We start from the raw sequence: 21463 nt of genomic DNA on the forward strand, positions 1-21463 counted from the left end.
ACGCTATCCAGTTCGTTCGCCAGATAGGCGTCGTAGTTGTCCGCCGTTTGGCTCAGGTACTGACGCAGCAGCCCTTCCATTTCATCCTGATTCGCCAGCGGCGGGCGCTCCGGCGTCCCGGCTTGAGTCCGAAAGGCTTGCGGGATGCCGGTGTCAGCGGCTCTTTGTTCTTGGTCTGAGGTCATGGCGCACTCCGGGTTAAAGAACCGCATCCACATGCGGCAATAAAATCATTTCGACAATCGTTTTTGCGTTGTTTATCTTAACATTATGGATGGCATACCGCTGTCCATACGCGCCTAATAACTCGCCTTCACCGGGATGCGCGGAGATACTGTTCACGTACAGTCCCTTTGCGCCCTGCCCCGCCATAATTCTCAGATCCACATTCCCGCCAAAGCCATGCCCTGGCCGAGCCATACTCTCAAACTGCGGCGATTGAATCACCGTCCCCGGCTTGAGACTTTGCAGCGCTTTAAGGGCATCGCCGCTTATATCCAGCCCTCTCCGAAAAGCCATGCCCTCCGGTAAATCCTGGACGTGACTATTCATCGCTACAGCGATCTCTTTCCCTAGTTTGGTAAATCCTTGCCCGTTGCGGAGTTGTTCATTGACTTTATAAAACGAGCTTCCGGTGTAGGCGTGAATCGCGTTATACCCTGGATTATCTAAGTCCTTTAAGCTCTTGGCATAGACTTCGTGCTGCTTCCTGATGTCCGTTGGGAAGTCAATTTTATCCAGTTCGGGAGTGGATTGACTCGTCCCTCCATGCGGGGTTCCTTTCCACGGACTGATTTGTTCCCAATAGTCTTGAACCGACTTACCGTTGACTTTCCCTAGCAGGATATAGCTGCCGACTCCGGTTTTGTTATTCGGACTGATCTTCCCGACATTCGCCCCGGCAACGGGGGGATAGTTTTGGGCATCCATCGCAATGGCATAGCCCGGATTCGTCCCCGCGCCCTTGGATTTTACTTCTGCATACAGCGGGGTCATTTTCCCGCCGACCGCCGTGGTCGGATGCAGTTGATTGTCGATTTCCAGCAGCAACTTCTCTTTGTAGATGTTGATCTGCGTGGTGGTTTGACTCGATGTGGATTTCCCCGCCGGATCGTAGGCTTTCAGCGCCGTGCGGTTGCCGGTCAGCGCCAGCGCGTAGACATCATTTGCCATTTCATTGGTGAGTGCGTTCTTAGCCTCACTGGACGACAGCCCTTTGCCCGGCCCCGCCCAATGGTGGTAGTCCTGCGGAGGCGACAACAGGTCGGGCTTGAAGCTGCTCTTGGGCGCTTTCGCTGCGGAATTTGCCAGTACCGGGTTGGCCGTGACCTCCGGTATCGTGGGCTTCCCTAGCTGGGGTATTTGTTTGAGCAGATCATTCTTGCGGAGGATCAGCTTGGTGGTCAGTGCCGCCCGATCCGCCGCTGTCCCCGGCCCCCATTGATTGACCAGCGTCTCAATCGTGGAATTATCGAGGACGTTCAGTTGCCGGGCGCTGTGCTGGATATCCTCATTCGTCATTGATCCGTAGATGCTGGCCGCTTGCGGGTTTTTAGTCGGGTCGCGCAGGCTGTGCAATTCCGGCACGGTATTCCCGAATTCCGCGTCGGTCTTTTTGGAACCCATGGCCCGGTACAGCAACGCCCCGCCCGGATCGACTCGGATCGCCTTGCCGTTCTTGTCGATGACGATGTTGTCATGCGCCGCGCCGACCGCATCCCAATTTCCCAGCCAGGCGTCCATCACGAACGACTTCTGCGCGGCCTTGACGGCATGCGGGTCGCTCGGCGACAGCGGCTTTGTCGGCCCTTCCAGCCAGCGTGAGGCAATGCCGGTTCCGCCGTGATACTTCCCGCCGAGGTCAACCAGTTGCATTTCAGGAGCATGGGCGCCCGCTGCGTTGTACAGCCGGGAGGCCAGCGCCTCGTTCTTGGCTTGATCACTGTCCGGGTAGCTCTTGACCAGCCACTTTGCGCCGTCCTTGTCGGTGTACATCCCGCCCTGAGACGATCCGCCCGGCTTGGCTCCAGCGGGCGTCATGTCGGAGAGTTGGAAATGCGTGGACGGCTTGCTGGCGTCTACCTTCGGCGCTGCGGCAGCATTGACCGCCTTAGCGTACTCATAAGCCGTTTGCCACGCCTCCGGGGTAGTGGCATTGGTCAGCGTGTCTTTTTGTGCCGCTAACCCCTTAACGTCCCCTGCGTTCGCTTTCGCCGCCATATTGGTGACAGCCGGGAAAACGGTCGCCGGATCGCTCGCTGGTTTTGCGGCAAAGACCATCTTCCCTAGACGCATATCGCTGAGTGGGGAGGATAGAGATACTTTCGCGCTCACTGGCTTGCCGAGCGATGGCGAAAGTGCGCCCACTCCGGTCGCGGATACCGCCTTGGCATGATCGTAGGCTTTGCGCCACGCCTCTTTCGAGGTCGAGGACTCAAAGTCGGCTTTGTGAGACATAAGAAAGCCGGTGTCGCCCGCGTTGGCTTTCCCCGCCATTCCGTTCAACATGAATTTAGGCCCGTCGCCTAAATCAGTAGCGGTCAGCGGCGTGTTGGGGCTTATTGCGGTCTTTGGGGTAGGTGCGGGGATAGGCGTCGCAAAAGGGAGTCCGCCTTCCGTTTTAGCCCCACCCGCATCTTTCACCGCCTGAGCGTGAGCGATGGCTGCATCGTAAGCATGGACGGAGGTGAGGGCTATCCAGTTTTCTTTTGCTGAAAGTGCGCTCACATCGCCGTTATTCGCATAAGTCGCCATTGCGCCAGCGACCGATACCGCGAGTGGGTCGGCGTCCTTTGGAACCAGGTCATACGCCCCGATCTGTTTGGGCGCTACGGGAGTGGCCGCTGGCTTTACTGCAACCGCAACCGCTGCCGCTTCGGCTCGCGCTGCCGCTATGCCAGCGGATGCCGGATCGCTCGGCTTCTTGGGCGCGAAGCCCTGCTCTTTCAGCGACGACAGCAGCGCCTCTTTGTACTGAGTCGCCTTCTTGCCGTAGTTATTGCTGCCGAAGGTCTTGGCTTCCAGCGCCTTGGTGCTACCGGACATCAGCGCAGCTTCGGCTAAGGCATGGAGCGACCTGACTTTCCCGTTCCATCCGGGATTGCTGGCGCTGCCAATCGGAGGAGGCTTGGGTAGCCCGGTCGTCGGGTGATACTCGTAGCCAGGGAATGCCGCTTGCGTCTTGGGCGCAGGCATGGCTTTTGGCGAGACTGCCGGATCAACCGCTACGGCAGCAGGCACAGCGGCAGGGGCGATATGCACAGCAGGCTTAACCGCGACCGCCTCGGCTGCCGCTGCCGCAAATCCAGCAGAAGCCGGGTCAATCTTGGGCGCGACAGGCTTAACCGCTGCCACTTCGGCAACGGCGGGCTTAGCGGCGACCGGCTCGACCTTGGGCGCAACCGGCTTGACCGCAACCGCGCCCTTCCCGGCCATGACTTCCAGCAAATGCTCTTTGTACGCGGTTGCCTTTTTGCCGTAGGGGTTGCTGCCGAACGTCTTGGCTTCCAGCCCGGCCACATCCCCGTTCTGCGCTAAGCGGTACAGCGCCTTGACCTTCAAGTCCCAGCCGGGATTCGTATCGCTGCCGATCTTGAAGGTAGGGCGAGGTAGCCCGGTGTCCGGGTGATACTCGTAGGTACCCGGCTTGACGCTGGACACCTTGGCCGGCGCGACCTCGGTCTGGGCGGGTTCAGGCGCGTCTTTAGCAAGCTGGTGTAAATGGGAAATCGCAGCGTCTATCGCGTTCTGATCCGCGACCTTGCCCAGCATCGCTTTGGCTTGATCGGATCGCACCAGACTCATGGCCTGCGACTCCCAGCCCATGTGCGCCGGGTCGCCGCCCTCTCGAACCGCCAGGTAGTACCGGGTTTTGCTGGTGGCGGTTTCGCCGTCCATCAGATGATCTACTAGCCTGACTTTTAATCCAGTTTCCTCATACGCCTCCTTGATAGCGACCTGTTGCAGCGTCAGCCCGATGTCCTGCTTGCCTTTCGGCATGACCTGCTTTGACCCGCCGTAGCCGTTACTCGGATGCGCGATCCAGATGCGCCCGTCCGGCTCCACGATCACCGCTCCGGAGGCGGGCTGCTTGAATCCTGAGTCCATGACCGACTCTTTGATCGCGGGGTTGCCCGGTATTTTTGCCCAGCCGGCGATGTCCTTGGGCGCGTCCGCCCATTTCGAGACCGGGATGCCATTCAGTTCTTTGGGCGAGGCGCTGCCGGGCGTCCAGGTCGCGGTTTGCTCTGGATCGTTCCAGTCTTTCGGATCGGTCGGCTTTGTCGGGTTACTGATCGGAACCGGAGTGCCGTCCTCATCGTTTTCAGGATGCACGTTCGGGACGTTGTGAAACGCGGGTGTCATCCCCGACATGGACGAGGCAATGCCGCCGCCGAACAGCGTCCCCGCGCCAAAGACGGTCGTACCGATGCCCTTGGGCGCAAACTGCCCGCCTTTTGCGCTCCCCATCGGCCAGCGGGGATGCCGCTTGGCGTCAAACTTTCCCGACTTTTAGCGGCCTTCTGTACTTGATGAAGCTGTACGGAGGCTAGGGCGAACTGCGCGGCAGACAAAGCAATGGACATCATCGGCTCCGAAAAAAAGTATTCAATAAGTGGCGGATAGGTCGTTTTTAGCGACCTTTACGCGAACGGGTTGACCATCCCCGGCTCGATTTGCCGGATGACGACCGAGCATCTACAGGCTGGATGCAACGGAGGGCGCACCACGGTATCGCCCTTCACGGTCTGGAAGCGATCATCCACGCCAATCCCGTAGCCTTCTTCGCCCGCGTTGAGCTTGGGCATCGGGCGGCAATGCTTACAGGTACGGTCGCTGCCGAGCGCCAACAGCCAGCGTTTTCGCAGCAGGTCTTCCTGTACCAGTCCCTGCGCTGCGGCCTGTTTCCACGCCTGGTGGATGCCCACATTGGACGCTCGCAGCGCCTCGGTACGGGCGATCATCTCGGATCGGTAGCGCAGATACTTTCGGGTGTAGGCCGCCACCATCTGGTCAATTTTGGCGGTACTCAGGGGCTTGCCGGAGTCCATCGCCGCTTGCAGGGTCGAGTCAAAGCGAAAGTCGCGCAGACGGCGGCTGATAATTCCGTCCTTGGGTGTCCCGTACTGATCTACGGCAAAGGTCTGAGCGCCTCCGGGAGCGCGACTGATTTTCCCGCCCAGGTTCCAGGTTCCGGCGCTCTGCTTGAGGTGGAAGTTCTGTAGTTCCTTGCGAAACGCCCCGACAGCGGCCTGCTGGCGCTCAGTTAATCCGATGGACTGGCGAATCTGCCGTGCGGTTTCACGCGGATTCTCGCCCGCGTTCATCCCGGCCAGTACCGCCGACCGGACACTCTCGCGGGTCTGGCGGGTGATCTCGCGGATCAGGTCAAACTCATAGCTCTGGATATGATCAATCAGCTTCGGGTTCAGGGCATCGAACCGAAACAGCATCGTCTTGGGCGCGAAGGCAGACGGAGGTGGAGGCCATCCGGGGAGTGCGCCGGGAGGCGGTACGGGAGGCTTGAGACTGGTCGCCAGCATCTTGCTGATCAGACTCGCTTCCCATGCGCCCGCCTTGGCCGTGACCTCGCGCAGCGCGTGAATCGCCCCGGTAAACGCCGGCACCAGCCGATCATCGGCGAGCAACGCCAGTACCCGATCCACATGCCCGGCTTCCAGTTCCGCAATCAGGTAGTCCAGATCGAGACTGCTGCCTATCGCCAGAAACGCTGCATCCAGCGCATCGGCAATCCCCGGCTCCATGCCTGCGGTCAGGTGTTCCAGCGCCCGCCAGCGGGCATCGTCAGCGGCGCTCATCAGGAATCCCTATCCGGTCGCGGTACTGCCTCTCGCACAGCAAATATCCCTCTAAATCCCAAATCGCGCCCCTTGCGTTTTCCAAGGCCCGCTGTTGCCCCAGCTCCACGTCAAAATCATCCGGGCTGACGCAGGCGCTCCCGCCGACCACGTGAAATCCGTTGCACAGCGTCAGGGCGCACACCGTCAGCGTCGTGCCAGGGAATTGGTAAAACTGGACGGCGCGAATGGTGGCATTGATCTGCTCTGGCGTGATCTCTGGATCGGCGCCGTTCACCGCAACTCCACGTCCAGCTTGGCTTGTTCTTCCGGCGTCATCCCCTTGCCTTCTGCCCCTTCCTCCGGCGCTTTCGGCAGACTGGCGAACTCGCGCAGCCGGTTTTCCAGATCGCGATCCGGGAACAGGGTTGCGCCAGAGCCGGACAGTGCCCGGATAAACTCGCCCAGTTGGGCTAAGTCGGGCTTTTCGATGTCGCCATGGCTCAAGGTCGGCATCGTTTCCGGTTTCATCCCGTTCAGCTTCCACAGTTGCGGCAGTAGAAAACGGTTAATCGGTTCCTCGATTTGCTTAAGGATCGTGCCGAGGGCAGTGGCGAACAGCGCCGTTTTGTCGCTGGATAATGCGAACGATCCGGTCGCCTGCTGGCCTAGAAAGATGAAGTCAGCCAGTACCGACGAGGCCATGCGATGCTCGTAGCGATCAATCACCGTTCCGGTATCGAACGCCCGGCTGCTGCCTGCGGTGAGCAGGGTCAAATCGTAGAGGTAGTTCCCTTGTTCGTCCTTGTCGCCCGGCAGCACCACGCCCTCTTGCCGGTCGCGCTTGATGTTCTGAACCAGATCTTCGTAGTGGCGTACCGCCGCCTTTTCCTGATCCGTGGCGTAGCTCGACATGAACTGGCCGGGAATCCGAACGACCGGCAGCCCGGCGAGGTCGCGTTCGATGCCGATGCCTTCAATTTCCTCGATCCGGGTCTTGAGCTTCCACGACCGCCAAGCGTTCCGCAACAGGCTGACGCCTTCCGGGTTGTTCTTGCGCGAGCGGGTACGGAACAGCAGCAGCTTTTCAGCCGGGATATAAATCTCCGTGCCGGTTTCCGGCTGCTGCCAAAGCCCGATCACCGTCCCATCTTCGGCAAAGTGCCAGCGCCGAACCGATTCTTGCGCCCGGATGGACAACGCCCGTAACCCTACCTTGCCGTCGCTGAATCGGGATCGGTAGCGCGGGTCTTTGCTGTCGCCCTTGCGAAGCTTCCAGACCGTCTCAAAGGGCGCGTAGCCGTAGACCAGCATCGACAGCACTTCCGAAATAAAGCTGTCCCAGGGCATCTCCATATCGTCAAACAGCACCTGTTCCGCAAACTCGGCTCCGTCATCGGCCCCGCTGCTGTCATCGACCGGCTGCATGTCCCAGGTGACCTGACGGCAGAGCATTTCAATCGCAAACAGGATCGCGCCGATGGTGGCGTCGTTATCGGCCATCTGCCGGTACTGGCGAACGGCCAGGCTGCCGCGCAGTTCCGGCAGGAATTCTTCGCTGATATACCCGCCGCTGCGGCGTAAGCCGGAATCGCCTACCTGGACCAGATCGACCATGACGCACTGCCCTCGAAAGGAATCAAAATTATCGCTATCGGATACTTTAACAAAACGCGCAAACATCGGGGAAATAAAACGAGGCTTGCGCGTTTGTTGCGCGTTGCAACGTGTAAGGATTGCTTACAGGTTCACTGCCACGGCGATTCCCGCGTCCGGCCTGCTGCGCCCGCCACAATCGGCGCTTGGTTGAGCATCAGTTCTGACAGCGCAAACACCAGCGCATCCACGCGATCCGGCGAGTACCCGGATTTCCCCCGGTCAAAGTCGCTGGTGAACACGCACATCTGATCTTCCAGCGTCGGCAGTGAGTGGATGTGACTGACCCGGCCTTGGGCGTACAGCGCGGCAATCGGCTCGGCCCGGATCACCTTGCCCCGGCTGCTGTGGATTTTGCGCTGATTGATTTCCGGGTTGGGGCGTTCGCCCCGCTGAAACAGGTCTTGTGCTGCGGTCTTGACGGTCGCCATCACCAGATCGCCGCCGTTGTTGACCTCAGAGACCAGCAAATCGGCCCGGTGAGCGTCGTACATCCTGACCGCCTGCCGTGCCCACTCGTCAGGAGCGCCGCGCAAGGTGGCGTCTTCCAGGACGTACCCGCGCCGATCCGTGCCTAACCCGGCGACAATGATTCCGGTTTCATCGCTGCCCTCGGTATTGCTGACCGCCGGATCAACCGCGACCACGACCCGCTGCAACGCCGGAGTGTCCTTGGCGCGATGCTGGTCAATCTCCGTCCGTTGCCACAGCGCGCCCGGCACGTCTTCCAGCACCTCGGCGTATAACTCTTGTCGAGCGAGGCGCGTCCCTTCGTAGCGTTGCCGCAGCGTGGCGATGAATCCCGGCGCGAGATTAGCGACGTTCTCAAAGGTGCTGCCGCGCACCACATAGACATCCTGACCTTGCCGCGCCAGAAGCTGCTTGATCATCGCGACCGGACGGGGAGTGGTGGCAATCACCACTCGCGGCTGTTTTCCAAGCCGCAGGGTCATCATCAACTGGTCCCAAGTGTCCTGCAATCTTGACCAAGCGGCTAATTCATCGCAGAACGCGGCGTGAAACTGTGGCCCGCGCAGCCGATCCGGCTCGGTTGCCGCAAAGCCTTGAATCAACGATCCGTTCTTGAAGTGCATTTCAAACAGGGAGCGATTGTAGGCATGGCCGATCTCGCCGCCACGCAGCACCTCGGCAGGCGTCACCCGGAGCAATCCAGAGTCGCCCTCAAACACCGTGCGGCGCAAGTCTCCCGCCGTAGGCGCGACGACCGCGATCCGCCAGCCGGGGTTTGATGAGGCCAGCCACCACGCCTCTTGGCTGGCCGTCAGCGTCTTACCGAACCCGCGCCCGGCCAAAATGAGGTGAATGAACATTCCGGGCGGGATAAGCTGCGAGGATCGCGCCGAGGACAGCCACTCGATCCGCCGCATGATCGCGGATTGCTGATCTTCTTGCAGGTAGCGCAAGTGGCGCGGCAGCCCGATTTTAAGGCTCCGCTGTAAGGCTCTATCGAGCATCGTCCGAGTCCGTTGTGCCCTGTTCGTGCTTCACCAGGACGATGGAGGCCAGTAGATTATTGATCGCCACCATCGCGGTCTGCTGCCGATCCACGCCGGCAGTGTCCGTAGCGACCGGCGCTGGATCGTTCAGCCCCCAGGCTTTGCGCTCGTTGTGCTGAACGATTTGCAGCGTTTCGCTGGTGATTTTCGCCAGCTTGGCTTTCTCAAAATCGTGCTTGCCGTCCTGGATGGCTTCATAGGCCAGCTTGCGTACCGCGTTCCATTCATTGCGATGCCGCGCCAGTACCGTTGCTTTCTTGGCGGCTTCCTCGGCTATCGCCGCCGCCCTTTTATCCGCGTCGTCGTTGACGGACAGCCCGGCCAGTTGCTCTTCGGCCTTACGAAGAATGACTTCCTTGAAATCCTGACTCCAGTCCTCTTTGTCTTTGCGATGCTGGATCGTCTGCCAGGCCACGCCGTACTTCTCGCTGAGTCCTCTCAGCGTCCCGCCCGTCTCGTAGCCGGCGCGGATTTTCGCCCAGTCGGGCTTCTTCTTTTTGCGAGGCGCGGCAGTGGGCGCGGTACGGATCGCGGTCATGGCGCATCCTCCAGCGTCACGGACAGATGCGGGAACGCGGCCACCATCCGTTCCAGGATGCAGGCGACATACTTCGGCTCCATCTCAATCCCGTAGACCCGCCGCCCGCAATTCTGGCCCGCGATCAGCGTCGTGCCCGACCCGGCGAACGGCTCAAACACCAGATCGCCTTTGCGGCTGCTGTTTTCGAGACTGCGCTGCACCAGTTCAATCGGCTTCATTGTGGGATGGTGATCCGACCGCTTGGGGCGAGGGATTTGCCACAGGTCGGATTGCTTGCGATCTTCGACGGGACACAGCCGCGCCGCATCGCCGCGCCATCCGTACCAGAGCGGTTCATACTGAGTGTGATAATCCTTGCGGCTAACCACCAGGCTGTCCTTCGCCCAAATCACCGTGCTTGACCAGTGGAACCCCGCGCCGGTCAGCCCGGCGTGAATCACCGGCCACTCCTGTGCCGACATCGCCATGTAGAGCGGAGCGTCCGGCAGTACCGCGCCAAAGATAGCGGCCACGAACTGCGCGACAAACTCCGGGAACTGGTCGCCCAAGTTGTCATTGGCGATGGTTCGCTTCTTCCAGCCGAGGGCGTTATTCCCGCCTCTGAATTCTTCGCCATACGCCACGTTCCAGGGCGGATCTGTCCAGCAGATCGCCGCTTTCTCGCCCTGCAGGAGTCGCGCTACGTTTTCCGGATTCGTGCAGTCGGCGCAGTAGAGGCGATGCTCGCCGATCCGCCAGAGTTGCCCGGTTGCGGTCTGCCACTTCTCCTGGAGTTCGTCAGCCAGATCCATCTCGCTGCCGCTGTCGTCGGCGTTGTCCGGCACCTCCTCCTGGAGTTCCTCCAGCAGCGCGTCCAGTTCTTCGCCGTCCCAGCCGGTCAACTCCAGATCAAAGCCCTCGATCTTGAGGTCTTCCAGTTCCACGGCCAGCAGGTCGTTGTCCCACTCGGCGAGTTCCGCCAGTCGGTTATCGGCGATGATGTAGGCCCGTTTCTGCGTCTCCGACAAGTGCGGCAGCCGGACGCACGGAACCGTCTCCATGCCGAGCTTGCGCGCCGCCAGCACTCGGCCATGCCCGGCGATGATGCCGTCCGTGGCGTCCACCAGTACCGGCGCGTTAAAGCCGAACTCCCGGATTGACCCAGCAATTTTTGCAATTTGGGAATCCGAGTGCGTCTTGGCGTTGCGGGCAAAGGGGATGAGGCCCGTGACCGGCAGCCATTCGACGTGATTCGCGCCGGGAGTGGTGGTCATTAGTTGTCGATCTGGAAGGTCAGCGCGGCAGCGGCGAAACTCGCCGTCGAGCCGTTCGTGATGGTGCGGGGCGTGGTCAGCGCGGTGTAGATGTACAACGTGCCGCCGCTGGATGCCGACATGAGGCCGAAGCAGTTGACCGTACCCCAATCCGCAGTCGCCGGAGGGAAGGGGACGGTTGCATTGTTCGAGGTGGTGCCGCCCGTTCCCGACGATGCGACCGTGCTGCCGGAGGACTGCGTACCGGCCCAATTCGCCAGGCTCGATGCAATGCTCACTCGCGCATAGCTGCCGCCCGTCACCTCCGTCCCAGCCGTGCTGTCGGTCGGGCAGGTTGTGAACAGCGCCACCCAGACGGTCGCTGGAGGCGTAAAGGCTTGCCCGCGTAACAGCCAGTCTATGACGCTGTTTTCGAGGGTATCGGTCATCGCTGCGGGATACGCCGCTACCGAGGCCACCAACAAAACCAACGCCATGCTTAGTCTCTTAAAAAACGTCATGTCATCACTCCTGGGGATTAAAAAGCCGATTAAAACTCATACACCGGGCGCATCAGTACCGTGAATTGACGGCTGTCGCCGCGCCCTGCGGTCGTGGTGTAAGTGCAGGTCACCACGTACTGCGTGGTCACCGACGAGGAATAGGTTCCGCCCGTCAGCCAGATGACCGCCTGAGTGTCCGTCTTGCTGGTCAGCACAGAGGTCAGCCCTGCCGGGACATCCCAGGTGACTGTCGCCAGCGTATCGCCCGACGCAGCCATTTCCAGCGATAGATCGATCACATAGTCCAAGGTGCTGGTCGGATTTTTCTCGATCAGCACACCATCAGGAACCACCCGCTTAAATTCGCCTACGGTCATAGCACGATCACTCGTTGTCCTGCGGTGAGGGTCAGCGTTCGATTCTCGGCCAGGACGATCAGCGTCCGGCCTGGGTTGGGGAGCCAGTTGTCGCTGTCCAATCCCAAAGCCCCGGCGACGACAGCGCGAGACACCGCCGCGCCCAAGAGCGGAATGGTCATCGTGATGCTCCCGCCCGCGCTGGCCTGAGCCAATGCGGCTGCGGACAGCCCAAAACCGAGCGTGACGATGAGGTTTCCGGTTGCGCCCATAGCCGATACGGCAGCCCCGGAAATCGGAATGATGCTGGTCACGTTCCCGGCGCTCGATGCCCGCGCCTGAGCCGTACCGGCCAGTGCGACATTCATCATCAAACTGCCGCTGGCGCTGGCCTGAGCCTGGGCGTTGCCGGCCAACTGGCCTGCGGACAGCGCGGTCAAGTTAGCGGCTGCGGTCGCTTGCGCCAGTGCTGCGCCGGACAGCGCAAATGTCATCTTTACATCGCCCGTCGCTGTGGCTTGCCCCGCAGCCGATCCAGAAACAGGGGTGGTCATCTGGAGAGTACCGCCCGCTGTGGCTGCCGCCGCGACCGCGTTCCCGGCCACGGTGATCTGCATTCGCACGTCGCCGGTTGCTGTTGTGGTGGCCGTTGCCGTTGCCGCCAGCGCGGAGGCCATAGTGACGGCTCCCGTCGCTGTGGCTTGACCGGATGCTGCCCCGGTCAGCGGCATCGTCATGGTGACCACACCGGTTGCGGTCATCACGGACAGCGCCGCGCCGGTGAGCGGGATGGGTGTTGCGCCCGCATCCGCAACCCGTGCCGCAATCGGACAACCGGAAACGGGAGCGCCGGAAAGAATCATTTACCACACCACCTGAGCAATGGCTTCTAGCGTATCCGCCGTTTCAAGCGTTGCCAGCCGAGCGGACTCTTGCGCGAAACAGGCCGCTACATGAGCGCCGACCGATGCGGACATCGCCACCACTTGTTCGCCTGTCAATGCCCGGAAGACGCCATCGGCAAACTTCCAGCCACCCGACCAAAGGCCCATATTCACCTGAATCACTGCGCCCAACATCGAGATTCGAGAGCGTTCATCGGTCGCCACCGGCCAGCCATTCCAGACCATCCCGCCGATTTCAGCGGTGTAGCGAGAGGCCGCTAATTCGGCTTTTTTCTCGGCTTTCGCCCATGCCAGCGCGTCAAAAGCCGCCAGCAATTCGGATTCGTTCGGTTGCGGTTCGGGGCGGTTCCATTGAACGATAGAATCCACGCCGTTTTCGCGGTAAATCGCGCATTCCACGCCGGGTTCGTTCGGCCCGAATTGCAAATCAGGGTAAATTTGCAATAGCGCATTCGCTAACATTAGGAGGTTTCCCCCATATATTTTGCCCAAAATCGAATCCAGTCTTTATTTCCGGCAATACCGGGAACTGTGATCGTACCTGCCCCATTATAAAAAACCGACAATCTCCAACGATCCGTTGATCCGTTGGCATACACTAAAAACGCGCCACTTCCGCCCACCGATCCTACTGCGCCGCTAATCCCTCGCCACAACAACCCACGATTCTCCGTAGAAGACCATGAACTCCCATCAGTAGACCAGTCGCAATAAACTGCAAAGGTTGATCCGCTTGTTGCGGTGCTGTTCGTAATAGCCGATCCTCCAACGATATACACCCCTGATTGAGTGGGCTGCCAAATTCCTGTAGACGGGTCAAATGCGCTATCGATATCGAAGTCTTCGGTTTTCGCAGCAGAAGAAACCAGCGTCGTGCCGCCATTGGTAATGGTAATCAGCGTACTGCCGTCTCCTCGGGCGCTGAATCCCCCGACTCGCATTCTATCGGCGGCGGTCATAATTCGCGCATCGGCAGTCACATAAACTTTATGAGTCCCGGAACTCAGCGTAATCGCACTCCCGCTCGCGCTACTCGCTAATACCGTGGTGCGGGCCAGTGTCGTTCCACTGAGAGTGTAGGTGCCCACGCCCACTTCCCACGCGCCGTTCGCATCTTCGATACAGTAGATGCAGGTATTTGCATTGCCAATCGCGGAAAACGATTGAAACCCGGACACCGCACCCGCAAGGGTGAGTGTCCCGGTGCCGGTAGTGGTGGTGGTTTCTTGCACTCGGTCTTTGTAAACGAGGGCCATGGGTTAGCTCTTTTCAGCTTGGAGTTCAATAAGATTCATGCTCAACTCCTAATCTGTTTAATGCGCCGCTCAATCGCAATAATCTTGTCGGCATAATCGGGGTCGGTCGCATAGCCGGCGACTTGTAAGGCCCGAAAGAATCCGCCGACATCGCCCTCTTCGGCGCGATTCAGTGCGGGCTTGTATCGGGCATTGGCTTTCAGGAATGCGACAAAGCCCTTAAAGCTCTCGGCATAGCTGGCGTACACCCGGAAGGATGCCGCTTCTTGTCGCCAGCCTGCTTTGCCATGCTCGGCGGTCTGGTTCTTGACGGTCGGCCCTGTCCAGGACTTCCCCGCCTTAATGCCGAACAGGTTGTAGCTGAACACCGTCCCCGCCTGTGGGATGTGCTTGCCGTACCCGGTTTCGTTCGCGGCCTGGGCCAGTAGCGCGGAGGCCGGTAGTCCGATCATCGCGGCTGCCTCATCGGCGTCTTCCCACAGCGTCAGCACAAAGTCCGACGGCGTCTTGAACAGGATCATGCGGCGCTCCAGTCCGGCGGTGACATTTCCAGATCGATCAGCTTTTGCAGGTACAGCGCCAAGTCCATCGCCTCTTCCTGAGCGTGACGCAGCCAATCCAGCCGGCTTAAATCGGTTCGTGCCAGGGTATGGCCGTACTTCGCAATCCCGACCTCGGATCGCGCTTTCAGCTTCTGGCGTACCGTCTCGACAATCGGGTCAGCGCACTCTTGCGGCCAAGCCACTCCGTAGAAATCAATCGGCTCACTCACGACAGGGCATTCTCCAAGGCTGTCCAACTCTCAGGGCATTGCGCCCGGCATTCCCGTTTAATCTGCGCCGCGATCCACTGGCTTTCCTGCTGCGCGTGTGCCTCGGATCGCAACTGATAAACCCGCCAAAAAGCGTACAGCGAACCCGTCCAAATCCAGGTCGTTTCCAGCGAAAGCGGCAGCATCGCCCGCGCCTGCTCTGGACACAGTCCGATCCTGAGACTGAGGCGGTAGGCGGTAGGCGGTATCGCAGACCGCCAGGACGGCCCGGTACATCGCTCCGACCAGCCGCGCCTTGGCTTTGGGTAGAGCGCCGCCGCTGCCCTGCTTGACGTTCGCTACGGCAGAACGCCACGCGACCGGGTGCCAGTAGGTGGGCGGGGTCGAGACATAACGCCGGCTGACTTCCGAAACCGCCAGCCCGACCGTGCTTCGCATGAGTTGTCGAGCAATGAAAATCGGCGCGGTGATTCGCAGCGTGATCTGCGGGTGAAAGAACGGGCTGATGTGCCCATGGAGCGCCAGGTAGTTCAGTAGCCGCTGATCGTTCACGCCGTCAAACGTCATGTGCTGCTTATCCAGCGACGCCCTGGCGGCATTCACCACCAACAGGTCGCCTTGGCAGTCCACTCGCTCCACGGCACTCAAACTCCGCTGCTCCCGAATCCGTTGCCACGACGATCCGCCGAGGGCAATTCGGAGACTTCCAGAACCTCATCCCGTGCAATCGTGACGAGAACCAGTTGGGCGATGCGGTCGCCGGAGTTAATCGTGACCCGATCATGGCCGTGGTTGATCAGCGCCACCTTGACCTCGCCGCGATAGCCGGAATCCACGATGCCGGCCAGCGTATCCACGCCAAAGGCCACGGCCATGCCGGATCGCGGCCAGATCTGCCCGCACGTCCACGGCCACAGGCTGATCGCAATCCCGGTCGGCACCAAGACCCGCTCTCCGGGGGGGATGCGGATCGGCTCAGGAATGTCGGCGTACAGATCAAGCCCCGCGTCCGTCTCATGGGCGCGAGTCGGGAGGATGGCGCTCTCCCGCAGTCGTTTCACTAGAAGGGGCATGATGGGTACTCTCTAATCTCAACAATGACGCGGGGATTGAATTTGTCGGCAGGCTTTCGCTCAATCATCAAGCAGTCAATCTGAGCGTCATCCAGCCAGACCCCGGAGGCGGTGAGGGCATCGCCGATACCCTTGAACACGTTGTCGCAGTCGCGGGGCGCAGCGGTTTTCGGATACAGTATCGCTTTAACGGCCAGCCGCCCTTCCAGCGGCTTCCAGCGCAGCACCAGCAACAGGCCGGTGACGTGCGCCTTGACCGCCTTTCGGTAGTCCCGCGCCGCTTTGCTGAGTAGCACCTTCCCGCCGACATGCCGCCAGATGTGATTCATGGACGGCGGTACCGGCAAGGTCAGCGTCAGCAGCGGCTCGATCATGAATAACCCGGAATCTCTAACGTCTCCGGATCAATTCCATCGCGGGTCGCCTTCTGAAACCACGGTGGGCGGCGTCCGTACCCGCTCCAGGTGTCCAGCGGATCGTCGGGGTTGGCGTACCGAGGCGGCTTGGGCGGCCTGACCTTGGCGACCTTGACCGGCTGCGGATTGATCAGCGCGTTCAGCTTCAAGATTTGATCTCGAATATCCTGCCGGATCGCGGTGATCTGCGCGTCCACGTTATCGCGGATCGTCGTCAGTGCATCCAGCCGGTCGGCCAGGGTGAGGTTCGGATCATCATCAAACGATATTCTTGACATGGGCTGTGTCCTTATGGGTGAAGTATAGTCGCTTTCAGGGATTAAAAAAGAGTCACGCTACGATTTCGCTGTGAACCCGCTGGCCGCACTGGCCGCTACGGGCGGGGCAATCATGCCGTGGACGCGGCAGCGAAACCCTGTCTGCTTCGGATCGGCGGACAGTTTAAACTGGATCACCGGCGACGCGCAGCCGGTATACGGGCAGCGCAAATCGGGACGCGGGCGGTCGGGCTTGGGGGTGATCATGCGGTTTCCTTGCGCTCCTGCGTTAATGTCATCTGTTCATAAACAGATGAGCGTACCGTTTCAATCTTTGATTTCAATACTGGAGAAACCTCACTAGAAAACCAATGCTTGAGTTCTTTTCTCACCTCTTGGATTACGGTCGTCCGGTCGCGGGCCTTGAGTTTCAAGACGTTCTTGTTCGTTTCTTTAAACACGGCGATAAACCGAGCAAAGTTCTCAATACGAACATCATCACCTCCTCTGGTGGTCACTGTTCCTGTAAGTACCTGGCGTACCGCCGAATGACAAATCGGAGACATAGACGCTGTATCTCTCAATACCAGTTTCCGATACGTGGAAATCACATAATCCAGTGACTCCCCTGTCATCATCGCGTAAATCGCCGCTAACCTCACCGGAGTAGAGCTAAATATCGCCGCTTTGGTAGGCGCTTTCTTCAGAAGCAGATCACAGAAAACGCCTATAATGTCGGCATACAAGTGAATTTGGGCGGGAGTAGTTTTTTTCGCTGATCTACTCAAATAACCATTAACATCAAAATTCATAATAGTTATCAGTAGTTTCGTTGCTTCCACCGTGAATTTAGGTAGCCGCGTTAAATCTTCGTCGGTTCGTCTTATGCCGCAATCAATCGCGGCGAAGGTATTATCATCTAACCCATGGGTGATGATGACAGAAACCGGAATCCCCGCCTTCGCAATCGCCATAAGCCGATGCTGCCCGTCCAGTAGCCTCCCGGTTTCTGAAAACGCAATCCCTTGATGAGTAAATTGCCATTCTCCATTCTTAATCGAAGTCGCTAGACAATCCACCCACCCCAAGCGAACCCGACGATTCTGCTCGTTGCAACTGAGATATTTTGTTGCCATTTCGGGAGTTACCAGAACCATTTCACTTCTAATTTTTGAAGCCACATCATTCACCATGTCGTCAAGAGTTATAAACCAGCCGCAGCACTGTGATTTCAGTGTTGCGGTTTTTTGTTTTCCGACGCCCTCGTCGGGAGACTGTATCAGCCGCTATCAGCGATAATTGCGGGCGTCAGAACGGGATGTCGTCCTCTGCCGGCGCCGGCGCAGGTGCGGCCCGTTGCGGCGCGGATCGCGGCACGTCCTGGATCACCACGTTCTTGTCCTCCGGCTTGAACATCGAAACCATAATGCTGTCCCGATTCGGCTCGACATTCACCCCAGCCGGGTTGAACCAGCGCGACAGCGTGATCCACTTGCCGCCGTCATCCCCCAGCCAGACTGAGCCAACATTCTGCCAGACTCCTTTCTCCTTACCCTGATTATCAGTGTAGGTGCGCGTTTTTACTGATAAATCGTAGAGCTTTTTAGCCACTGGTTTTGACTCTTTTGCTTGCCGGTTTTAGGGGTTTTTCAGCCGATTTTGCCGCCAATTTCGCGGCTTTTTCAGTCGCCCGCTCTCTTGACTCAGCTTGCGACTGCCAATTCGCCATCACTTCCCACACTTTCATGTACTTATCGTGGCGCTCGCGCTCCTGGACGCTGCTCTTGAAATTGCCGTAATCCACGTTGCAAGCGGCATGGTACAGCGCCTCGGCGACAATATCCCGCTCCACCAAGGCGCGAAAGCGATAGTCCGTACCCTCGCCTTCTATGGCTAAATAGTCTGGAAACACCTGCTCAATATCGCCCTTGATCCGCCCGCGCACCAGCAGGAAATCAGGGTTATTTTTGTCCTCGACGATACTCAAAAAGGCGTCATTCAAAAAAATCCACATACGTTTTTCCTTTGGTTGCTTTCAGATACTATTATCTGCTTTTTTTTGCGGGAGCGCAACTCAACTCCTAAGCCTCGCCCGCGCAGGACAGCCTAAAATCGCCGTGCCGCCTATTTTGCGTTTTAAGCCACGATTTCAACCGACCCGCTACGTTGGTAGCAAAAGCAGAAACGGACGCCACACGCGCCCGTTTTGACGGCTTCTAGGGCTATTCTGGTGGTGGGTTTTGATAGGCTAAAACCAAATCGTCGTCGGAACAGCGTCCGGCATGTCGGCAATCGGCGATCAGCGCCACCTGGATCATCCAGGTTTCCGGCGTCCAGGCGTGGCGCTTGGCGGCGACCTTCATCGCTTCCCGCAATTCCGGGGGGAACGTCGCCAGTTGCGCCCGGCGCCCATTGGCGAGGACGGTCGCGGAGGGAATCGAGGGAACGCCCCTGGCCCGAATCCTGTCCAGAATTTCAGTAGTCAACGTAGTCGCCTCCCTTGCGGAAACCCTTGCCTTTTTTCGGCGCTGCGGGCGCGTTCTGGCTCGGTAGCCCTCCGGCCAGCGCGCTAAACCGGCAAAACTGGCCCTCGAACTTGAGCGGGACTGTGCCGATTTTGCCTTGGCGGTTTTTGCGAAAAATCAACTCCGCGCAGCCTTTGTCGAGGCTCGCTTCGTCGTACAACTCGTCGCGGTAGAGGAACCCGATCACGTCGGCGTCCTGCTCGATGCTGCCGCTTTCCCGCAGATCGGCCATGATCGGGCGCTTGTTGGTGCGCTGTTCGAGATCGCGGTTCAGTTGCGCCAGCGCGACGACCGGACAGTTCAACTCTCGCGCCAAGGCTTTCAACCCGCCAGAGATTTGCCCCACTTCCTGCGCCCGGTTGTCGTAGCGGCTGCCGGTTTTGTTGCCGGTCATCAGCCCGATGTAGTCCACGACGACGATGCCGAGCGGGTGCTGGCGATGCAGGCGACGCGCCCGGCTCTGGAGTTCGGCGATGGACAGCGACGGCGAATCGTCGATCCACAGCGCGGCGCTCATCAGCCCCGCTGCGGATTCCGCCAGCTTTCCCCAGTCGGCTTCATCCAGCCGCGCCGATTGCAACTGGCCGTGGTCTATCGGCGTTTCGCTGGCGAGCAGCCGCGCCGCGACTTCCTTGGCGCCCATTTCCAGCGTCGCCAGCAGCCCGTTGTGCCCTGCGGCCACTGCCGCCCATAGCCATTGCAGCCCGATCAGCGATTTGCCGGTCGAGGGGCGTCCGGCGATCACGTACAGCCGGCCCGGTTGCAGCCCGTCCGTCATGCGGTCTACCGCGTCCAGAGCGGTCGAGGCGCCGAGCAGGCGAGGCGTGTGGTTGGCTCGCGCATCCAGGTCGGCCAGTACCGCGCTCAGGGCGACGGACAGGGGCTGTAGGGTGTCGGCCTTGCCTGTGGATTCCAGCGTCGCCAGCGCGGCCTTGGCGCTGTTGATGGCCTTCTCGACATCCGACTCGCTGTGCGCCAGCGCCGCCAGTTGGGTGGCGATCACCGCCAGTTGCCGGCGCTTGGAGTAGCCGCGCACCAGGTCGGCATAGGTGCGGACGTTCGCCGCAGACGGGGTGTCGTGCGCCAGCAGGCCGAGGTACGAGAAGTCCACCTGGCCGGGAATCAGCCCGTCCCGTTCCAGCCGTTCGGCGACGGTGAGGATGTCAATCGGGCGGTGTTCAGCCGTCAGCGCCGCCATGGCCTGCCAGATGTGCCGGTGATCGGCCCCGGCGAAGTCGGACAGGGCGACTCGGTCGGCGATTTCAGCGAAGGCAATCGGCGAGACAAACAGTCCGCCGATGACGGCTTGTTCAGCCTCGCGGGAGAAGAGTTCAGGCATGGTCGTGATCCTCGTACTTGCCTTCGATGATGCTGGTCATGTGCCCGTCGTGGGTGATCCACTCCAGGCTTGCGGTGAACGGGGCTTTGCCGTTTTTGCCCGGCACCTTGCCGACGAGGAATCCGTTTTGTTCGGCGATGTAGCGGAAGTAGCGTTCCCAGTCGGGCAGGGTCTTGAGGTCTTCACGCCAGGCTCGCTTGATCTGGGTTTTGCGAAGGGGCGTGAGCTTGGCGACGGTAGGCAGGGTAGGCAGGCATTCGTGGTACAGCGCGACGATGGCTTGATACGGCGTGGGGTCGATCTTGGCTTTCGAGAGGGCGGTAGGGGGGGTGTCGCCCGGCGGCGAGACGACGACATCACCTTCAGGTGATGAATGTTTTAAGTCTTGTTCCTGTTCCTGCTCTTGCTCCTGTTCCTGCTCCTGCTCCTGCTCTTGGCTTCGGAGGGGCTTGCTAACCCCCTTACCAAGCCCCTTACCAAGCCCCTTCAAATGGGCTTGCTTATCGGCGGCGATTCCAGAAGGGCTGGATAGGTGGTAAGCCTCTGAATACCTTTCAAAAAAATGCGATTTAATCCCCCCCTCTGGAAGCTGTCGGTATTCCTTGCGAATCCCGATCACCAGATTGTCATTCGCTTTTAGAGACTCCGCGATTTGGAACCGCGCCATCTCGCGCACCCATACCCAATCGGAGTCGGCGTCATACTCACAGAACCCATCGGTCACTAACTTATCAAGCCCCTTGCAAGCCCCTTCAAAGGGGATGCCGGTATCGTTGGCGATATAGGCGATTGGGCAGTAATAGGCTCCGATCATGTTGGAGTGAGGGCTGGTCATCAGGTACAGCGCGATCACCTGAGCGGTCGGATCGCCGCGCAATGCTCGCCCGGTTTTCCCTGTCCAGAATTGAGCCGAAACTTTGCCGTAGTCCCTCATGGCGCGTCCTCCCCTTGGGCTGAAACTCGGATCAGCTCATCCAGCGCCATACGCATAAAATCTACGAGGGCGACATACTCCATTAGCGAATCATCTGGAATTGCGGGATAAAAATCGGTGATTCCCGTATAAACCCTTTCCAGCATTTCAACGGGAAGCCGGATTGCGTTTCCGTTCCCGCCCGATGTGCTACAATGAGCCTTCATTGAAAATTCCTTTGTTGCTGTTGCGTTGAATCGGAAAGCCCCTGCGCCGGGGCTTTTTCTTTGCCTACCATAGTCGCTTTTAGATACTGACTCAACAACTCTTAAACCGCTGATTATCAACAAAATAACGGCGTTTCCCCGCTGAAATGGCATGATTTTTTCTCGCTATAGAAGATA

Annotated in this window: 27 protein-coding genes and 1 pseudogene; all 28 read right to left on the reverse strand. The window is 59.5% G+C overall.

All coding sequences use genetic code 11. From position 1 onward, the window contains the following. On the reverse strand, positions 1–185 hold a 185-nt coding region (locus BN874_RS17920; RefSeq protein WP_034435676.1), incomplete at its 3' end, for a hypothetical protein. Positions 186–198: 13 nt separating this feature from the next. Next, the gene (locus BN874_RS22885; protein ID WP_051498017.1) at positions 199–4470 is read right to left on the reverse strand and encodes an ADP-ribosyltransferase; all 4272 of its coding nucleotides are present in this window, start codon (positions 4468–4470) and stop codon (positions 199–201) included. 173 nt (positions 4471–4643) lie between these two features. Then, a complete protein-coding gene (locus BN874_RS17930; RefSeq protein WP_034435677.1) occupies positions 4644–5819 on the reverse strand; it encodes a structural protein in 1176 nt (391 codons plus the stop codon). Beyond that, positions 5806–6096, reverse strand: a complete 291-nt coding sequence (locus BN874_RS17935) for a Gp49 family protein (RefSeq protein WP_051498018.1) — start codon at positions 6094–6096, stop codon at positions 5806–5808. Before BN874_RS17935 ends, BN874_RS17930 begins: the two co-directional genes overlap by 14 nt. After that, complete coding sequence (locus tag BN874_RS17940) at positions 6093–7415, reverse strand: phage portal protein family protein (RefSeq protein ID WP_051498019.1); 1323 nt, start codon at positions 7413–7415, stop codon at positions 6093–6095. The genes BN874_RS17935 and BN874_RS17940 overlap by 4 nt, the downstream gene beginning before the upstream one ends. A gap of 131 nt (positions 7416–7546) precedes the next feature. Continuing rightward, positions 7547–8929, reverse strand: a complete 1383-nt coding sequence (locus BN874_RS17945; protein ID WP_081756500.1) for a terminase large subunit domain-containing protein — start codon at positions 8927–8929, stop codon at positions 7547–7549. Beyond that, complete coding sequence (locus BN874_RS17950; RefSeq protein ID WP_051498020.1) at positions 8919–9509, reverse strand: hypothetical protein; 591 nt, start codon at positions 9507–9509, stop codon at positions 8919–8921. The genes BN874_RS17945 and BN874_RS17950 overlap by 11 nt, the downstream gene beginning before the upstream one ends. Next, positions 9506–10765 (reverse strand): site-specific DNA-methyltransferase, encoded by a 1260-nt coding sequence (locus BN874_RS17955; protein WP_051498021.1) that lies wholly within the window; start codon positions 10763–10765, stop codon positions 9506–9508. The genes BN874_RS17950 and BN874_RS17955 overlap by 4 nt, the downstream gene beginning before the upstream one ends. Continuing rightward, on the reverse strand, positions 10765–11241 hold the full coding sequence (locus BN874_RS17960) for a phage tail fiber protein (RefSeq protein WP_034435678.1): 477 nt from the start codon (positions 11239–11241) through the stop codon (positions 10765–10767). Before BN874_RS17960 ends, BN874_RS17955 begins: the two co-directional genes overlap by 1 nt. 53 nt (positions 11242–11294) lie before the next feature. Then, entirely contained in the window at positions 11295–11624 is a 330-nt protein-coding gene (locus BN874_RS17965) for a phage fiber-tail adaptor protein (protein WP_034435679.1), read from the reverse strand. Beyond that, positions 11621–12466: a hypothetical protein gene (locus tag BN874_RS17970; protein WP_034435680.1), complete on the reverse strand. Its 846-nt coding sequence runs from the start codon at positions 12464–12466 to the stop codon at positions 11621–11623. The genes BN874_RS17965 and BN874_RS17970 overlap by 4 nt, the downstream gene beginning before the upstream one ends. Then, positions 12467–12970 carry a DUF4376 domain-containing protein gene (locus BN874_RS17975; RefSeq protein WP_034435681.1) on the reverse strand — a complete coding sequence of 168 codons (504 nt, stop codon included), beginning with the start codon at positions 12968–12970 and terminating at the stop codon, positions 12467–12469. Next, positions 12970–13764 carry a hypothetical protein gene (locus BN874_RS22890; protein ID WP_051498022.1) on the reverse strand — a complete coding sequence of 265 codons (795 nt, stop codon included), beginning with the start codon at positions 13762–13764 and terminating at the stop codon, positions 12970–12972. The genes BN874_RS17975 and BN874_RS22890 overlap by 1 nt, the downstream gene beginning before the upstream one ends. A 41-nt stretch (positions 13765–13805) precedes the next feature. Continuing rightward, a complete protein-coding gene (locus BN874_RS17985; RefSeq protein ID WP_051498023.1) occupies positions 13806–14285 on the reverse strand; it encodes a glycoside hydrolase family 73 protein in 480 nt (159 codons plus the stop codon). Then, the gene (locus BN874_RS17990) at positions 14282–14536 is read right to left on the reverse strand and encodes a hypothetical protein (protein WP_230314484.1); all 255 of its coding nucleotides are present in this window, start codon (positions 14534–14536) and stop codon (positions 14282–14284) included. The genes BN874_RS17985 and BN874_RS17990 overlap by 4 nt, the downstream gene beginning before the upstream one ends. After that, entirely contained in the window at positions 14533–14721 is a 189-nt protein-coding gene (locus tag BN874_RS26535; RefSeq protein WP_420886148.1) for an FAD-dependent thymidylate synthase, read from the reverse strand. Before BN874_RS26535 ends, BN874_RS17990 begins: the two co-directional genes overlap by 4 nt. A gap of 151 nt (positions 14722–14872) precedes the next feature. Continuing rightward, positions 14873–15175, reverse strand: a pseudogene (locus BN874_RS26540) (FAD-dependent thymidylate synthase); the annotation flags it as partial. Positions 15176–15180: 5 nt separating this feature from the next. Then, positions 15181–15609 (reverse strand): dUTP diphosphatase, encoded by a 429-nt coding sequence (gene dut, locus BN874_RS18000; protein WP_034435682.1) that lies wholly within the window; start codon positions 15607–15609, stop codon positions 15181–15183. After that, entirely contained in the window at positions 15597–15983 is a 387-nt protein-coding gene (locus tag BN874_RS18005) for a RusA family crossover junction endodeoxyribonuclease (RefSeq protein ID WP_034435683.1), read from the reverse strand. Before BN874_RS18005 ends, dut begins: the two co-directional genes overlap by 13 nt. Next, a complete protein-coding gene (locus BN874_RS18010) occupies positions 15980–16303 on the reverse strand; it encodes an H-NS histone family protein (protein WP_034435684.1) in 324 nt (107 codons plus the stop codon). Before BN874_RS18010 ends, BN874_RS18005 begins: the two co-directional genes overlap by 4 nt. 57 nt (positions 16304–16360) lie before the next feature. Beyond that, complete coding sequence (locus tag BN874_RS18015; protein WP_034435685.1) at positions 16361–16549, reverse strand: hypothetical protein; 189 nt, start codon at positions 16547–16549, stop codon at positions 16361–16363. Then, a complete protein-coding gene (locus tag BN874_RS22900; RefSeq protein WP_154725014.1) occupies positions 16546–17463 on the reverse strand; it encodes a hypothetical protein in 918 nt (305 codons plus the stop codon). The genes BN874_RS18015 and BN874_RS22900 overlap by 4 nt, the downstream gene beginning before the upstream one ends. A 127-nt stretch (positions 17464–17590) precedes the next feature. After that, positions 17591–17893, reverse strand: a complete 303-nt coding sequence (locus BN874_RS18025; protein ID WP_034435686.1) for a hypothetical protein — start codon at positions 17891–17893, stop codon at positions 17591–17593. After that, positions 17886–18296 (reverse strand): hypothetical protein, encoded by a 411-nt coding sequence (locus BN874_RS18030; RefSeq protein ID WP_195912221.1) that lies wholly within the window; start codon positions 18294–18296, stop codon positions 17886–17888. The genes BN874_RS18025 and BN874_RS18030 overlap by 8 nt, the downstream gene beginning before the upstream one ends. A 208-nt stretch (positions 18297–18504) precedes the next feature. After that, positions 18505–18768, reverse strand: coding sequence for a hypothetical protein (locus tag BN874_RS18035; protein ID WP_034435687.1), 264 nt, complete (start codon positions 18766–18768; stop codon positions 18505–18507). Further along, positions 18758–20146 (reverse strand): replicative DNA helicase, encoded by a 1389-nt coding sequence (gene dnaB, locus BN874_RS18040; protein ID WP_051498026.1) that lies wholly within the window; start codon positions 20144–20146, stop codon positions 18758–18760. Before dnaB ends, BN874_RS18035 begins: the two co-directional genes overlap by 11 nt. Further along, positions 20139–21080 carry a hypothetical protein gene (locus BN874_RS22905; protein WP_051498027.1) on the reverse strand — a complete coding sequence of 314 codons (942 nt, stop codon included), beginning with the start codon at positions 21078–21080 and terminating at the stop codon, positions 20139–20141. Before BN874_RS22905 ends, dnaB begins: the two co-directional genes overlap by 8 nt. Further along, positions 21077–21439 (reverse strand): hypothetical protein, encoded by a 363-nt coding sequence (locus tag BN874_RS18050; protein ID WP_034435688.1) that lies wholly within the window; start codon positions 21437–21439, stop codon positions 21077–21079. Before BN874_RS18050 ends, BN874_RS22905 begins: the two co-directional genes overlap by 4 nt. Between the last annotated feature and the right edge of the window lie 24 nt (positions 21440–21463).

It is taken from the genome of Candidatus Contendobacter odensis Run_B_J11, from assembly GCF_000531125.1.
In the GTDB taxonomy this organism is placed as follows: Bacteria; Pseudomonadota; Gammaproteobacteria; order Competibacterales; family Competibacteraceae; genus Contendibacter; species Contendibacter odensensis.